At 73.9% G+C, this 14,724-nt stretch carries 14 protein-coding genes; 8 read left to right on the top strand and 6 right to left on the bottom strand.

All coding sequences use genetic code 11. The annotated features are described in order from the left end of the window. Positions 1–169: 169 nt before the first annotated feature. Positions 170–712 carry a GNAT family N-acetyltransferase gene (locus tag EV372_RS27660; RefSeq protein WP_130398475.1) on the bottom strand — a complete coding sequence of 181 codons (543 nt, stop codon included), beginning with the start codon at positions 710–712 and terminating at the stop codon, positions 170–172. 284 nt (positions 713–996) lie between these two features. Between EV372_RS27660 and EV372_RS27655 the strand changes: the two genes are divergently transcribed. Continuing rightward, positions 997–1,926, top strand: coding sequence for a LysR family transcriptional regulator (locus EV372_RS27655; protein ID WP_130398474.1), 930 nt, complete (start codon positions 997–999; stop codon positions 1,924–1,926). A gap of 9 nt (positions 1,927–1,935) precedes the next feature. On the opposite strand, the gene EV372_RS27650 is transcribed toward EV372_RS27655, so the two are convergent. After that, positions 1,936–2,838, bottom strand: a complete 903-nt coding sequence (locus EV372_RS27650; protein WP_013153570.1) for a LysR family transcriptional regulator — start codon at positions 2,836–2,838, stop codon at positions 1,936–1,938. A gap of 92 nt (positions 2,839–2,930) precedes the next feature. On the opposite strand from EV372_RS27650, the gene EV372_RS27645 reads away from it, so the two are divergent. Next, positions 2,931–3,917 (top strand): EamA family transporter, encoded by a 987-nt coding sequence (locus tag EV372_RS27645; protein WP_130398473.1) that lies wholly within the window; start codon positions 2,931–2,933, stop codon positions 3,915–3,917. A 10-nt stretch (positions 3,918–3,927) separates the two neighbouring features. On the opposite strand, the gene EV372_RS27640 is transcribed toward EV372_RS27645, so the two are convergent. Beyond that, on the bottom strand, positions 3,928–4,248 hold the full coding sequence (locus EV372_RS27640) for a winged helix-turn-helix domain-containing protein (protein WP_130398472.1): 321 nt from the start codon (positions 4,246–4,248) through the stop codon (positions 3,928–3,930). After that, complete coding sequence (locus tag EV372_RS27635; RefSeq protein WP_130398471.1) at positions 4,248–4,670, bottom strand: hypothetical protein; 423 nt, start codon at positions 4,668–4,670, stop codon at positions 4,248–4,250. Before EV372_RS27635 ends, EV372_RS27640 begins: the two co-directional genes overlap by 1 nt. 189 nt (positions 4,671–4,859) lie before the next feature. Between EV372_RS27635 and EV372_RS27630 the strand changes: the two genes are divergently transcribed. The 4 genes from EV372_RS27630 to EV372_RS27615 all read left to right on the top strand — a co-directional run bounded on the left by EV372_RS27630 (position 4,860) and on the right by EV372_RS27615 (position 9,819). After that, positions 4,860–6,662, top strand: a complete 1,803-nt coding sequence (locus EV372_RS27630) for an NPP1 family protein (protein ID WP_130398470.1) — start codon at positions 4,860–4,862, stop codon at positions 6,660–6,662. 53 nt (positions 6,663–6,715) lie between these two features. Then, a complete protein-coding gene (locus EV372_RS27625; protein WP_130398469.1) occupies positions 6,716–7,435 on the top strand; it encodes an alpha-ketoglutarate-dependent dioxygenase AlkB in 720 nt (239 codons plus the stop codon). 169 nt (positions 7,436–7,604) lie between these two features. Next, on the top strand, positions 7,605–8,777 hold the full coding sequence (locus EV372_RS27620) for a magnesium and cobalt transport protein CorA (RefSeq protein WP_130398468.1): 1,173 nt from the start codon (positions 7,605–7,607) through the stop codon (positions 8,775–8,777). A gap of 22 nt (positions 8,778–8,799) precedes the next feature. Beyond that, the gene (locus EV372_RS27615) at positions 8,800–9,819 is read left to right on the top strand and encodes a methyltransferase (protein WP_130398467.1); all 1,020 of its coding nucleotides are present in this window, start codon (positions 8,800–8,802) and stop codon (positions 9,817–9,819) included. Positions 9,820–9,832: 13 nt separating this feature from the next. On the opposite strand, the gene EV372_RS27610 is transcribed toward EV372_RS27615, so the two are convergent. Together EV372_RS27610 and EV372_RS27605 are read right to left on the bottom strand one after the other, a co-directional pair. Next, positions 9,833–10,600: a DUF1266 domain-containing protein gene (locus EV372_RS27610; protein ID WP_130398466.1), complete on the bottom strand. Its 768-nt coding sequence runs from the start codon at positions 10,598–10,600 to the stop codon at positions 9,833–9,835. 15 nt (positions 10,601–10,615) lie between these two features. Then, complete coding sequence (locus EV372_RS27605; RefSeq protein ID WP_130398465.1) at positions 10,616–12,211, bottom strand: hypothetical protein; 1,596 nt, start codon at positions 12,209–12,211, stop codon at positions 10,616–10,618. A gap of 254 nt (positions 12,212–12,465) precedes the next feature. On the opposite strand from EV372_RS27605, the gene EV372_RS27600 reads away from it, so the two are divergent. Further along, positions 12,466–13,872 (top strand): GH1 family beta-glucosidase, encoded by a 1,407-nt coding sequence (locus EV372_RS27600; RefSeq protein WP_130398464.1) that lies wholly within the window; start codon positions 12,466–12,468, stop codon positions 13,870–13,872. A 271-nt stretch (positions 13,873–14,143) separates the two neighbouring features. Further along, on the top strand, positions 14,144–14,722 hold the full coding sequence (locus EV372_RS27595) for a TetR/AcrR family transcriptional regulator (protein ID WP_130399154.1): 579 nt from the start codon (positions 14,144–14,146) through the stop codon (positions 14,720–14,722). The last annotated feature ends 2 nt before the right edge of the window (positions 14,723–14,724 follow it).

The following is a 14,724-nucleotide window of genomic DNA, read 5'->3' as shown; positions in this document are numbered from 1 at the left end:
AGCGTAGCGGTTCGCCCCCGCGCGGCGCGGAGGCGTGTCGGGCACGGCGACCGGGCACCCGCGCTCCACCGGGGGAGGACGGCCGACCGCGGCCCGCGGGCGCGGGCCGACGCGAAAGCCCCCTTCCCGGCCCCGGAGGCCGGAAAGGGGGCTCGGGCGCCCGCGGGTCCTAGTCGTGGGCGCCGAAGGCGTCCACGCGGCAGACCATCGTGGTCACGAAGGGGCGGAAGCCCTCCTCCTCCAGGAAGCGGATGTCCTCGGAGGCCGTGGCCAGCGCGGAGAACTCGATGTCGCGCACGCCCATGCCCGCGAGCTGGCGGCGCACCTCCTCCAGCAGCTTGGAGCCCACGTCGCTTCCGGTGTACTCGGGGTCGATGGCGAAGGTCTGCACCACCGCGCCCCGCGCGCCGCGGTCCCAGCTGCCCTGGGCGTTCTCGCGGATGGTGACCATCGCGTACCCGGCCAGGTCGCCGTTGCTCTCGGCGAGGATCGCCAGGGTCTCGGGGTCGGCGAGCCAGGCCGTGTACTGGGCGCGGCGGCGCCTCCAGGACTCGTCCAGGCTCACGGGGCCGATGATGTCCGCCAGGTGCGGGGCCGTCAGGGTGTGCTGCTGGTGGAGGGCGCCCCACAGGTCCGCGAGTTCCTCCACCTCGTGGGCTCCCAGGTAGCGGAAGCTGAGCACACCGACGTCGGACTGTCGAGGTTTGGTCATCAGCGAATTTTGCATCTTTTTCTCACCCGTTCCACCAGCATTGGGTGCTGATCCCCCCGGGCCTCACCCGTGGTTGAGCTGTGGCACCGACTGTACGTGTCCGTATCGACCGGAACGCGCCCGACACGGAGAAAGAGGCGTCAGAGATTGCCGAAAGAAAAGAAGCTCGTTTTTTTCTTTGAGCGCGGACCCCGCTGACGATGTGCATGGAATCACGCCCCTAACCTGCGCAACGCGTACGAAACCACCCTGAAATCTGTACGTGCTGCCATAAGTTGGAGGCCATGATCGACGTTCGGCGGCTACAGCTCCTCCAGGCACTCGACCACCACCACACGGTGGCGGCGACCGCGGAGGCGCTCAACGTCACCCCGTCGGCGGTCTCCCAGCAGCTCGCCGCCCTGGCCAAGGAGGCCGGGGTCCCCCTCGTCGAACGCAACGGCCGCCGTTTCCTGCTCACCGGCGCGGCCCGGGTCCTGCTCAAGCGCGCGCACGTCATCTTCGCGGAGATGGAGCGCGCCAGCGCCGACCTGGCCGAATACGCCGAGGGCGACCGCGGCGTCGTCCGGATCGGCGCCTTCTCCACCGGGATCAGCGACCTCATCGCCCCGGCCCTGGCGCGCCTGCGCACGAGCCACCCGGACTGGTCCTTCCAGGTCGTCCAGGCCGAACCCGAGCACAGCGCCGAGATGGTGCGCTCGGGCCGCCTGGACATGGCCCTGACCATGTCCACCGGCCACCTGCCCGCCAGCGGCGACCCGGACTTTCGCGTCGACCCGGTCATGGTCGAGCTGTTCGACGCGATCCTGCCCTACCAGCACCCGCTGGCCGCGCGCACCGGCCTCCACCTGGCCGAGGACCTCGCCGACGAGGACTGGATCCTGTCCGCGCCCGGCACCGCCTGGCACGAGTGCGTCTCCGGCGCCGCCCACCAGGTGGGCTTCCAGCCCCGCGTGGTGCACACCGTGGACGACTTCAGCGCCGTGTTCTCCCTGGTGCAGGCGGGGCTGGGCATCGCCCTGATGCCGCGCCTGGCCTGGACCGGCCTGAGCACGCCGCGGATCGTGGTGCGGGGCGTGCGCGAGAGCGCGCGTCGGCACATCGTGGCCCTCTCCCGCGCGGGCGCCTCGCCCGAACCCCTGCTCACCGCCATGCGCGAGGCCGCCAGCAAGGTCCCCGTGCCGTCGGTGGGGCCCTTCGCCATCGCGGGCTGAGGCGCCGCCCTACCCGGCCAGCACGCCCGCGGCCGACTCGCGCAGGTACTCCGCCACCAGGCGGATGGGCTTCCACGCCCATCCGCCGGTGCGGCCCGCCAGGTGGACGCGGCGGACCCCGCCGAGTTCGCCCAGGGGCGCGTGGGCCACCCCGCGCCGGGTCACCGCCGACAACCGCGGCACCACGCCCACCCCCAGACCCTCCGCCGCCAGCTGCTCGAACAGCTCCAGGTTGTCGATGCGGTGGACGACGCGCGGCGTGAACCCGGCCTCGGCGCACATGCGCTGCACCAGCGCCTCCTCGTCGCGCCGGTAGGGGCTGACGATCCACGCCGCCTCCGCCAGCTCCCGCAGCCGCCGACGGGTCAGCGTGCGGCTGTCGGCACCCTCCGAGGGCTGGGCGAGCAGCAGGTCCTCGCTCCCGATCGGGTGCACCGTCAGCGTCCCCGGAAAATCCCGGGGAAGCAGGCTGTACTGGTACACCACCCCCAGGTCCGCACGCCCGTCCTGGAGCAGCTCCAGCGCGTGCTCGGACTCGTGCTCGGTCAGGTGGACGTCGATCCCGGGGTGGTCGCGCCGCAGACGGCGCAGCGCGGGCAGTACCAGGGGCGCCGCCGTGGTGTACATCACCAGGTCGACGCGGCCGACCGGCTCGCCCTCGCCGTCGAACTCCGCCCGCGCCGCCTCCACCCGCGCCAGGATGCCCACCGCGTGCTCGGCCAGCCGCCGCCCGGCCGGGGTCAGGCGCACCCGCCGCCCGTCGGGCGCGATCAGCGGCACGCCCGCCTCCCGCTCCAGGACGGCGAAGTGCTTGGAGACCGCCGACGTGCTCATGCCCGTGACCTCGGACACGGCGGCCATCGTGCCCAGCCGTTCCAGTTCGACCAGCAGACGCAACCGGGTGAAGTCCATCCACAGAAGCTACCCGACCATCCACCGGAACTACACGATCCATCAACCAATGGTCCGTGGACAGAAACGAACCGCGTCGGTGCAATGGTCGGGTGATCCGCTCTCTCGCTCCCTCGCTCCGCCGTGCCCGCTTCGGGGTCCCGGCGCCCCTCATGCTGCTCATCGGCATGTTCACCCTGCACACCGGCAGCGCGCTGGCCGTCACGGCCTTCGCCCAGGCCAGCCCCGCCACCGTCACCTGGCTCCGGCTGAGCTGGGCCGCGCTCCTGCTGCTGGCCCTGGGCGGCCGCTCCCTGTGGCGGGCGGTGCGCGCGGCGTCGCGGCGCGAACTGGGCGCCGTGGTGATCCTGGGCACAGCGAGCGCGGGGATGATGCTGTTCTACTCCGAGGCCACGGCGCGGATCGAACTCGGCACCGCCACCTCGATCGAGTTCCTCGGCACCCTCGTGGTGGCCGTGGCCGCCATGCGCCGCCGCCGCGAACTCGTGTGGATCCTCGCCGCGGTCGCGGGCGTGCTCTGCCTGACCCGCCCCTGGCAGGGCGAACTCGACCTGGTCGGGGTCGGCTTCGCCCTGGCCGGCGCGGTCTGCGTGGTGGGCTACATCGTGCTGACCCAGCGGGTGGGCGCCGGGTTCGGCGCCGTGCACGGCCTGGCCCTGACCATGACCGTGGGCGCGCTGGTCAGCGCGCCGCTGGGCGCCCCCGGCCTGGTCGCCGACCCCGACCTCGACCTGGTGCTGTTCACCCTGCTCATCGCGCTGCTGTTCCCGATGGTGCCGTTCCTGCTGGAGATGGTGGCCCTCCAGCGGATGAGCCGCACCGCCTACAGCACCTTCTCCAGCCTGGAACCGGCGGTCGCCCTGGTGATGGGCCTGGTGGTCATCGGCCAGGCGCCCGCCCCCATCCAGGTCGCGGGCATGGTCCTGGTGGTGGTCGCGGGTGCGGGCGCGGCCCGGGGCGACGGCTCCCGCCGCCCCGCCGTGCCCGATCTGGCGGCGGCGACCGCAGCCGACCCGCACCCGTCCGACGGGGAGGCCCTGCCCGAGGAGGCCGGAGCGGTGTCGGGCCGGGCGGCCTGAGGGAGCGGGGTCACTCGGCCCCGGGGACGCGGACGTGGGCTCCCGAGGCGATCTCGCGCAGCGCCCGCACGTGCTGGTCGAAGGCGGCCCGCCCCTCACCGGTCAGGGACAGGGAGGTGCGGGTGCGCCGCCCCACCGCGGCCTTGTGCACCTTCACGTAGCCCGCGTTCTCCAACACCGTGACCTGCTTGGACAGCACGGAGTCGGAGACCTCGACGGTGTCGCGCACGAAACGGAACTCCGCGCGGTCCACGGCGGCCAACGCCGCCACGACCGAGAAGCGCACGGGGGAGTGGATCACCTCGTCCAGCCTGCCGCGGGGGTGCTCCATCAGGCGCTCCTGCTCCGGCGCAGGGACACGTAGGCCGCCACCAGCGGCGGCGCCGCGCAGGCCAGGGCCCCGGGCACCCACCAGGCGGGCTCCCCGGGGAAGGCGTACATGCCGACGAAGAGGGTGACCGTGTACAGCACGCCCCACACGCCCATCGTCCACAGGTGCAGGGACGCGTACCCACGCGGGTGCACCGGCTGGCGCACGGCGAACACCGTCATCACCGCCATGGCCGCCCCGAACCCGGCGGTGGAGGCGGCGATGACCGGCGGGGAGGGGAACAGGCCCACCACCAGCACCAGGGCCATCGTCGCGACGCCGAACACCGCGCCGTAGACCGCGTACCACCCGCCCCGCGAGCGCGTCCGCGTCCCCACCGTCTCCGCCCGCTCCAGCGCGTCCAGCGCCTCGTTCCTGCGCATGCCGTTCTCCGTTCGCTCAACCTGTTGTCAGCATGGCATTCACTTTCCAACTTGGCAAGTGATTTCCTCGACGGAACACGCTCCTGGGACGCGCGCGCCAGCCCCGTCCCACAAGCGACATCCGTCACTCGCGCCACTTCGCCGCGCCGGTACGGAGCGTCTCCGGAATGCACTAGCTTGGTGCGAACCATGGCCGCGAAATCTGATCTCGAACTCCTCCGCGCCTACGAACCGGTGCTCATGTGCACCAAGGGGGAGCTCTTCTTCCCCACCGACGTGGACGCCTACGTACGCAACTGCAGCCTGTGGATCGAGGAGCCGGGCGGCGGCGAGCGCCGCCTCGTCCCGGCCGGGGAACTCACCCTCGACCGCCTCGGCCGGGCCGAGGCGGAGTGGCCCGGACGCCACAAGCACCTGCGCTTCGTCCAGGAGGAGACCCTGCGCGAGGAGGCCCGCCGCTACAAGGGCGTGGCCCGCACCGTCATCCCCAAGAGCGGCCGCCTGGCCGCCGTCGGAGTCCTGGGCCGGGTCCTGGACATCCTGATGAAGCTCTCCCTGCTCATCCGCGGGGCCGTCCCCGGCGGCCTCACCTTCGCCGCGGTGACCCGCTACCGCGAGCGCGTCGACAACGGCGGCGTCACCTACTACGGCCGCGTCACCCGCGAGGGCGGCTACACCATCCTCCAGTACTGGTTCTTCTACGCGATGAACGACTGGCGGACCATCTACGGCGGCGTCAACGACCACGAGGCCGACTGGGAGCGCGTCACCGTCTACGTCGTGGACAACCCCGACGGCACCACCCGCCCCGTCTGGGTGGGCGCCTCCTCGCACGAGTACCACGGCGACGACCTGCGCCGCAGCTGGGACGACCCCGACCTGCACCGGGACGGCGACCACCCCATCGTCTACGTCGGCGCGGGGTCGCACTCCCACCAGATGCTCCCCGGCGACTACCTCATCCAGGTCGACCCCTCCTTCCTGCGCGGCCCCATGCGCGCCTGGCGGTGGATCACCCACCGCATCTTCCGCGCCGACAGCGTCCTGAACCGGCACGGCATCGGCGTCCCCTTCGTCGACTACGCCCGCGGCGACGGCATGCGCCTGGGCCCCGGCGGCGACCGCGAGTGGTCGGCCGTCCTCATCGACGACGACACCCCCTGGCTGACGGGGTACCGCGGCCTGTGGGGACGCGACACCGGCGACTTCTTCGACGGCGAGCGCGCCCCCAGCGGCCCGCGCTACGAGCGCGACGGCACCATCCGCCGCTCCTGGGCCGACCCGCTGGCGTGGGTGGGCCTGCAGAAGGTCGCCCCCACCGAACCCGCCGCCCGCGCCGAGCTGCGCGCCCACGTGCGCGCCCTGGACGATCGGCTGCGCACCCTGGACGCCGACGTCATCAGCCGACGCGACCGCCTGCGCCAGCTGCACTCGGCCCGCATCGTCCTGGAGCGCGAGGCCCACTCACGGCCCCGCGCCCGCGAGTACGCCGAACGCATCGCCGCCCTGGAGATGGAACTGGGCGAGGTCTACGAGACCCGCGTGCTGACCGCCGACGAGCGCGACACCCACCTGCGCGCCCTGGCCGCGGACACCCCCCTGGTGCCCTCGCCCACCGGGCACCTCAAGGCCCCGCACCTGCCCTACTCCTCGGGGACGCAGCGCTCCACCCGCTTCCTGCACCTGTGGGTGGCCCTGAGCACCCCGCTCCTGCTGATCTCGCTCGCGCTGCCCATGTTCGTCCTGAACGGGCAGTACACCTTCTACGCGATGATCGGCGTGGTCGTGGTCTTCGCCGCCGTCGACTCCGTGGCCCGCCGCAAGTTCGTCCAGTACCTCATCGGGCTGGCGGTCATCGCGGTGGTCGTCGGACTCGTCGTGGGGGTCGTGGCCGCGTTCGTGGTCAACTGGCGCATCGCCATCACCGTCCCCGTCGCGGTGATCGTGGTGCTGCTGCTCGTGGTCAACGTCCGCGAACTCCTGCGCCGCTGACCCGCTCCGCCCCGCGCTGGCGCCCACCGCCCGCGCGGGGCAGCATGGGACCCATGAGCGACGCGCTGTTCGACCGCCCGCCCGCGCAGGTGGCGCCCGGCGCCGTGCACGTGCCCGGCTGGCTGGACCCCGAGGAACAGGCCGACCTGGTCCGGCGCTGCCGCGACTGGGCGCGCGGACCCGCCGGGATGCGCCGCCACACCATGCCGCGCGGCGGGGTGATGAGCGTGCGCACGGTCAGCCTGGGCTGGCACTGGTCGCCGGGGCCCAACCCCCACGCCGAGCGGCGGGGCGCGCGGGGCCCCGGGCCCTCCCGGCACCGGCAGGCCTACTCCTACGCCCGTCTCCTGCCCGACGGCACACCCGTCCAGCCCTTCCCCGACCCGCTCGGCGACCTGGCCGCCCGGGCCGTGGAGGCCGCCTACGGCGCCCCTCCCGGACCGGACGCCGACCCCTACGACGTCGCCCTGGTCAACTTCTACGACGCCGACGCGCGCATGGGCATGCACCAGGACCGCGACGAGCTCTCCGGCGCACCCGTGGTCTCCCTCAGCCTCGGCGACACCTGCGTGTTCCGCTTCGGCAACACCGAGACCCGCAACCGCCCCCACACCGACGTCGAACTGCGCAGCGGGGACCTGTTCGTCTTCGGCGGCCCCTCCCGTATGGCCTACCACGGCGTCCCCCGCACCCGGCCCGGCACCGCGCCGCCCGCCCTGGGACTGGACGGGCGGCTCAACATCACGGTCCGCGCCTCGGGGCTGCGCGGCTGAGGGCCCCCGTCCGGGACCCGGCACCGCCGCGCCCTCCCCGGTGGAGGACGGCCCCGGCCGGACTGCCCCGCCCCGTTCGGGGCAGTCCCTCCTGAGAGCGCCCGCCCGCCGGTCCGGTGCCGACAGGGCGGCGCGCAGTCCGACCACGCACGGGAGGGGAAGACCACGTATGAGCGACTCCGCGCCGGAACGCATCATGGACCTGGGCCGCAGGAGGGCCGCGCTGCCCGAGCGCGGCTCGCCCGGCCCGGTCCGCGCGGTCCTCTACCGCGACGGGCGCCGCGAGCGCGAGACCGACACCGTCGCCGAAGCCCGCGGCGCCGCCGAGCGCGACCCCGGCCTCATGGCCTGGATCAGCATGACCGCCCCCCACCGCGACCAGCTCACCGAGGTCGCCCGCCTCTTCGGCCTGCCCTCCCTGGCCCTGGAGGACGCCATCGTCGCCCACCAGCGCCCCAAGGCCGAGGTCTACCGGGGCGTGCTCTTCCTCGTGCTGCGCCCGGCCCGCTACGACACCGTGCGCGAGTCGGTCGAGGTCGACGAGATCCACCTCTTCGCGGGACGGGACTTCGTGGTCACCATCGGCCACACCGAACAGGTGGACTTCGAGAGCGTCCGCGACTTCCTGGAGGCCGAGCCCCGCGTCCTGGCGCACGGCACCCTGGCCGTGGTCCACGCCGTCCTGGACCTGGTCGTGGACGGCTACGCGCCCGTCGTCTCCGAACTCCAGGACGACATCGACGAGGTGGAGAACCAGGTCTTCGGCGGCGACTCCCGGGCCTCCCGGCGCACCTACCGCCTCGCCCGCGAGGTCATCCTGCTCTCCCGCGCCGTCGAACCCCTCGGAACCGTCCTGGACAGGCTCATGGGGCCGCTGGCCCACGACCCCGAACGCCCCGGCCCACCGGACCCGCGGCCGTTCGCCGACGCCCTCGTCGAACCGGAGGGGGCCCGCCCCCCGACGCGCCGCCAGGGCCTGGCCTCCGCCGACCCCTTCCGCATCCCCGCCGAACGGCGCGGCGAGCTGCACCACCGCCTGCGCGACGTCGCCGACCACGTCGCCGCCGTGCGCGAGCGCGTGGACGGCTTCCGCCAGCTGTTGCAGAACATCATGTCGGTCAACAGCGCCCTCATCGACCAGGCGCAGAACGAGGCGATGAAGAAGGTCTCCTCCTGGGGCGGCATCCTGGTCGTGCCCACCCTCATCTCCTCCGTCTACGGCATGAACATCTCCCCGGGCGGCGACTACCACTGGGCGTTCAGCTGGCCGCTGTCCCTGGCCCTCATGGCGCTGACGAGCCTGAGCCTCTACGTTGTCTTCCGTCGCAACGGTTGGCTCTGAGAGCCTGTTGACGGAGGTGGGGATGACGGGGGACGGATCCGCCGAGCGCGAGGTGCTGCGGCTCATGACCGGGCCGTGGGTGGCCCGGGCGGTGGCCACCGCGGTCGAACTGGGGGTGCTCGACCGCCTCGCCGGTGGCGCCGCCGACGCAGCGGCCCTGGCCGCCGAACTGGACCTGCACCCCGACCGGCTGGGACGCCTGCTGCGCCTGCTCGCGGCCGTGGGGGTCGTGGAGCACCGCGACGGGCGCTACCGGCCCACGGAGGTCGGGGCCGCCCTGCACCGGGACCACCCCTCGGGCATGGCCGACCTGGCGCTGCTCTACGACAGCGACATGTTCACCGCCGCGTGGGCGCGCCTGGGCGAGAGCGTGCGCACCGGCGGCACCGCCTTCGAGGCCGCCCACGGCACCGACGTGTTCGCCCACCTGGAGCGCCACCCCGGCGACGCGGCGCGCTACACGGCGGGGATGGCCGCGAGCGGCCGCTTCTCCACCGCCGTCCCCGACGTCCACGACTTCACCGGCGCCCGCACGGTGGTCGACCTCGGGGGAGGGGACGGCGAGCTGCTGGCCACCGTCCTGGCCCGGGCTCCGCACACCCGCGGGGTGCTCGTGGAGCGCCCGCCCGCGCTGGCCGCCGCCCGCGCCCGCCTCGGCGCGTACGTCGAGGCGGGGCGCTGCGAGCTGGTGGAGGGCGACTTCCTCCGTGGCGTGCCCCGGGGCGCCGACGTCTACCTGCTCAGCCGGGTCCTGCACAACTGGTCCGACGAGGACGTCCGCGCCGTGCTGCGTAACTGCCGCGAGGCGATGGCCCCCGGCGGGCTGGTGCTGATCGCCGAGCGCGTCCTGCCCGACGACGGCGCCCCCTGGCTCACGGCCGTCCTGGACGCGCACATGATGGTGATGACCACCGGGGCCGAGCGCACCGAGCGCGAGTACGAGGCGCTGCTGCGTTCGGCCGGGCTGACCACGCGGGGGATCCGCGACCTGCCGTTGGAGATGCGCCTGCTCGCGGCCGGACCGGTGGACTCAGACGCCTGACCCGCACCGCCCCTCACATCCGCCAGGGCAGGTGGAGCCACGGGCTCTGCGGGTCCTTGACCAGTACCGCGTGCGCCCGCACCGAGTCGGTGTAGTACGGGCCGAACGCGCCCTCGTCGAAGGCCATCGCCCGTCCCAGCACGAACCCGGCGGACATCTCCTGCCACGACCCGTGGTAGCGCATGGACTGCGCGCCCGCCCGCAGGATGTGCGCGTGCGCCGCGCGCTCGTCGGCGTACCCGGCGTTGACGCCCCACCGCGCGAGGTTGACCGCCCGTCCGAAGTCGTAGGCGCGCACGGTGCGCACCGGCGTGCCCGGGGGCAGCACCCCGTCCCGCACCATGCGCTCCTCGTACTCCCAGACCTGCGCGGCCGCCGTCACGAGCTCCTCGTACAGGCCGGGGGCGGCGTTCTGCTCCCGGCACCAGCGCACGATCAGGTCCGGCCAGACGCCCGCGTCGAAGGGCCACCCGGGGGCCTGCGCCATGGCCCGGGAGCGCAGGTCCAGCACGATCGACAGCGCCGTCGCGGAGTACGCGTCGTCGGTCAGGCGGCGCAGTGCCCGGTCCCAGCCCGCGTGGTCGGTGACGCCCCAGGAGTCGCGGAGCTTGTCCCGCTCGTCCTGGGCGTCGCAGCACGAGCACGAGGAGTGCACCGCGTTCCACACCCCGCCGTTGGCCGTGGGCATGTGCGCGCCGGAGGCCAGCGCGTGCGCCATCGGGCCCTGGAAGAACCCCTGCGGGTCGCTGCGGAGCCTGGTCCGCGCCGAGAACAGTCCCATGTCCCCTCGTGTCCTCTACTTCTCTCCGGTGTCGAGCAGGCGGTCGATCCGTCCCGCCTCGTGCCTGGCCGTGACGGCGTGCTCCTCCGAGGCCAGCAGCGACTCGCGCCACCTCTCGGCGGTCTCGGCGACCTGCACGTCCAGCCGCCGCACGGTCGCCTCGGCGGTGTCGCGGGCCTCGGCGCGCCTGGAGCGGTCGATCACCAGCGCGACCCCGGCGCCCACCGCGGCGGCCACGCACAGGAACCAGACCAGGCCGCTGCCCGAGGTCAGCCCCAGCAGCGCCAGCAGACCCGCCATGGAGAGGAGGCCCCAGGCGTAGGTCCGGGCGGGGCCGGTGTCGCGCCAGCGCCCGCGCAGCTGGGTGCGGGCGCGCTCCAGCTCCCGGGGTTCGGCGCCGTGGGAGGAGACCGTCACCCGCACGCCCTGCGCCTGGAGGGTCGTGGAGTCCTCCACCGGCGCGGTGGCCTCGCGCACCAGCTCCTCGGCGCGCTCGGCCACGGCCGAGCGCTGCAGGGCCAGGGCGAAGGTCCGGCGGTGGGGCGGCCCGTCCTGGCGGGCCAGGTCGTCGCCGAGCAGGGAGGCGACGGTGCCCACGGGGTCGGTCCACCGCCGCGGCGCCGCGCCCTCGCCGCTGCTCTCGATGACCGCGCGCAGTTCGCGGGCGCGGGCCAGCAGCGGGGCCTCCTCGGGGCTGCCCTCCTCCACCAGCAGGCGCAGGGTCTCGTTGAGGAACGCCGCGCTGACCTCGTCGGGGGCGAGCGCGGCGGGGGAGGCGTCCTGCCCGTCGAGCGCGACGACACGGGCGACGCCCTCGCGCAGCGCGGTGATCCGCCGCGCGGCCTCGGCGCGCCCGGCCAGACCGCCGGTCCGCTTCCCCCGGGCGGCCGGGGCGCCGGGCTTCCCCGCGTCGGGGGCCGGGGCGTCGGAGGCGTCCGCGGCCAGGGCGGACAGGCCCGCGGAGGCCGGGACGCGGACCTGTGCCTCGGACCAGGCGCGCAGCGTGGACAGCAGCAGGTGCTCTCGGGCGTCGTCGCCGAAGGAGCCGTCGGCGGTGAGCAGCCACAGGGCGCGCTGGCCCCGGGTCACCTCCTCGGCGGGGGAGGGCAGGTGCGGGAGCAGGTCGGCGGTCGCGGCGGTGTCCATGGCGCGGGCGTGGCCCGCGCTGGTCAGGGCGGTGGCCAGCGCCGCGAAGTGGCCCGCGCGCTCCGCGTCGCGCCGGGCGGCCTCGTCGAAGCGGACGCGGGCGGCGTCGGTGTCGCCCTCCAGCAGCGCGTGCAGGCCGAGGGCGGCCGGGACCAGCCAGTAGCCGGGGACGTCCTCCAGGTCCAGGAGGGCCGGGGGCACGCCGTCCAGCATCTGGAGGGTGCGGTGGCGGGCCAGGGCGGCTCCGTCGAACATCGCCAGGACGGCGCGCACGTCGCTGAGTTCGATGAAGGCGTCCAGGGAGGCCGAGACGCGGTCCAGCCTCTGTTCGAGGGTGCCCCGGACGCGGGACAGCTCCGAGCGCATGCTGCGGCGTTCGGCGGCCATCTGGTAGTGGGCCGAGCCGAGACTCTCCTCCAGTTCCCGGATCTTCCGGTTCTGGGAGTAGTCGATCCAGTCGCTCATGGGGTCCTTTCTCGCGCGGGGCGGGCGGGGGCCGGCGGGGGAAGGGGGCGCGCGTGCAGTGCGACGATACGGGAGGCCGTCCGGTCCGCGTGACGCCGCCGTGCCGTCGGTCGGGCCGGAGCGGGCGGAGGCCGCGGGAGGAGGGCGCGCGCCGGTGTTTCGCGTGCTCAGGGTGTTTGTTCGACTACTTAAGGATGATTGGTGTCGGAGGTCGCCTTCGCTACGATTGGGAGCGCTCCCGCGAAAGGAACACCATGGAAGACCCCACCCTGCCCGCCAGCCTCCTCTTCGGCACCGCCACCGCCGCCTACCAGATCGAGGGCGGCGTCCACGAGGGCGGACGGGGTCCCTCCATCTGGGACACCTACTGCCGCACGCCGGGGCGCGTCGCCCGCGGCGAGAGCGGCGACGTCGCCTGCGACCACTACCACCGCTACGGCGAGGACGTCGCCCTGCTCGCCGACCTGGGCGTCGACCTGTACCGCTTCTCCGTGGCCTGGCCGCGCGTCCAGCCCACGGGCAAGGGCCGCCCCAACCCGGAGGGGCTGGCCTTCTACGACCGCCTGGTGGACACCATCCTGGGCGCCGGGATCGAACCCGCCCTGACCCTCTACCACTGGGACCTGCCCCAGGGACTGGAGGACGAGGGCGGCTGGCGGGTCCGCGACACCGCCTACCGCTTCGCCGAGTACGCCCGCATCGTCGCCGACCGCCTCGGCGACCGGGTCAACCGGTGGATCACCCTCAACGAGCCCTTCTGCTCGGCCTTCGTCGGCCACGCCGTCGGCCGCCACGCCCCCGGAACCCGGGAGGGCACGCCCGCCCTGGCCGCCGCGCACCACCTGCTGCTCGCCCACGGCATGGCCACCGGCGAACTGCGCGCGGCCGCCGCCGGGGAGGTCGGCATCACCCTCAACCCGGACCACTTCCTGCCCGCCACCGACTCCGAGGCCGACCGCGCCGCCGTGGAGCGGGCCCGCACCCTGCACAACCGCGTGTGGTTCGACCCCATCTTCGCCGGGGCCTACCCCGACAACGAGGACGAGGTCTGGGAGGGCATGGCCGACGGCTCCTACCGGGCCGACGGCGACCTGGAGATCATCGGCCAGCCGCTGGACTTCCTGGGCGTCAACTTCTACCGGCCCATCATGCTGCGCGACGCCCCCCACAGCGAGGCCGACCCGGCCGCGCGCACCGCCGTGGACATCCGCACCGAGCAGGTGCGCATCGAGGGCGTGCGGCACACCACCATGGACTGGCCGGTGGTCCCGGCCACCTTCGCCGACCTGCTCATCGACCTGGACCGGCGCTACCCGAACCTGCCTCCCATCTTCATCACCGAGAACGGCTCGGCCGAGGACGACCAGCCCGACGAGACCGGCCGGGTCCGCGACACGGGCCGCGTCGAGTACCTGCGCGACCACCTGGGCGCCCTGGCCACGGCCATCGACGCGGGGGTGGACGTGCGCGGCTACTTCGTGTGGTCGCTGCTGGACAACTTCGAGTGGGCCTACGGCTACGACCGCCGCTTCGGGCTGGTCCGCGTCGACTACGACCGCCTGGAGCGCCACCCCAAGGACAGCTACCACTGGTACCGCGACTTCCTGACCTCGCACCGCGCCCGCAGGGTCCAGGAGCTCGCCACCCAGTGGGAGGGTTAGCCGCCCTCCGGCGCCTCCGCGCGGGGAGGGGGCCCACCGCGCCGGGTGGGCCCGCCCCCGCCGCCCGGCCCGCCCGCACGGGGCGGCACCGCGCCTGACCACGTGTCCGACATCCCCAACGCCGTGTTGGAGAAAGCCCCCCCGTGCGGCAGGCTGGGGGAGGTTCGGTCGACGAGGGCTGTGGGGACGGATGGCGGAGCACGGGTCGGGCACGGCGGCGCCGAGGGAGGCGGGGCGGAGCACGAGCGGCAGCCCGCGCGCCGCGCGGCGCATGCTCCAGTTGCAGGACAGCCTGGTCGAGCTGCTGCGCGCCAAGCCCTTCAGCCGGATCACCTACAAGGAGATCACCGAGGGCGTGGACATCGACCGCTCCACCGTCTACCGGTACTACAACCACAAGAACCAGGTGCTCCAGGCCGCCGTGGACGTGCGGCTGACCGCGTTCGCCTCCCGGCTCGACCTCACCTTCGGCCGCATGGAGACCATCGACGGCTACATGGGCCGCCTCGTGGACGCCTGGACGGGACTGTGGCTGGAGTCGGGCGGGCTGCTCGCCGCCGCCTCCGGCCTGGGCTCCGAGCCCGGGCCGCAGCGCGACTGGTGGCGCGAGCGCACCGAACCGTGGGTGGAGGCCGTGCGCGAGGCGCTGGAGATCGCCCGCTTCGTGGAGGAGCTGCCCGAGGACGGCCGCCCCGCCCGCCCGCTCGCCGAGATGGTGGTGGGCCTGTGCCTGTCCACGTTCAACAACGAGCTGACCGCGGCGCACACCGAGGAGCACCGCGCGATGGTCCGGGACCTGCTCCTGGACGCGGTGCTGCGCACCATGGGCCGCACGGAGGCCGCCCGGTAGCG

Source organism: Nocardiopsis sp. CNZ308 (assembly GCF_004217075.1).
This window is presented reverse-complemented; position numbering and strand designations above follow the sequence as displayed.

Coding starts and splice junctions, on each gene's coding strand:
- EV372_RS27660 (WP_130398475.1), bottom strand. CDS start 712: ATGACCAAACCTCGACAGTCCGACGTCGGTGTGCTCAGCTTCCGCTAC.
- EV372_RS27655 (WP_130398474.1), top strand. CDS start 997: ATGATCGACGTTCGGCGGCTACAGCTCCTCCAGGCACTCGACCACCAC.
- EV372_RS27650 (WP_013153570.1), bottom strand. CDS start 2,838: ATGGACTTCACCCGGTTGCGTCTGCTGGTCGAACTGGAACGGCTGGGC.
- EV372_RS27640 (WP_130398472.1), bottom strand. CDS start 4,248: ATGGAGCACCCCCGCGGCAGGCTGGACGAGGTGATCCACTCCCCCGTG.
- EV372_RS27635 (WP_130398471.1), bottom strand. CDS start 4,670: ATGCGCAGGAACGAGGCGCTGGACGCGCTGGAGCGGGCGGAGACGGTG.
- EV372_RS27630 (WP_130398470.1), top strand. CDS start 4,860: ATGGCCGCGAAATCTGATCTCGAACTCCTCCGCGCCTACGAACCGGTG.
- EV372_RS27625 (WP_130398469.1), top strand. CDS start 6,716: ATGAGCGACGCGCTGTTCGACCGCCCGCCCGCGCAGGTGGCGCCCGGC.
- EV372_RS27620 (WP_130398468.1), top strand. CDS start 7,605: ATGAGCGACTCCGCGCCGGAACGCATCATGGACCTGGGCCGCAGGAGG.
- EV372_RS27615 (WP_130398467.1), top strand. CDS start 8,800: ATGACGGGGGACGGATCCGCCGAGCGCGAGGTGCTGCGGCTCATGACC.
- EV372_RS27610 (WP_130398466.1), bottom strand. CDS start 10,600: ATGGGACTGTTCTCGGCGCGGACCAGGCTCCGCAGCGACCCGCAGGGG.
- EV372_RS27605 (WP_130398465.1), bottom strand. CDS start 12,211: ATGAGCGACTGGATCGACTACTCCCAGAACCGGAAGATCCGGGAACTG.
- EV372_RS27600 (WP_130398464.1), top strand. CDS start 12,466: ATGGAAGACCCCACCCTGCCCGCCAGCCTCCTCTTCGGCACCGCCACC.
- EV372_RS27595 (WP_130399154.1), top strand. CDS start 14,144: ATGCTCCAGTTGCAGGACAGCCTGGTCGAGCTGCTGCGCGCCAAGCCC.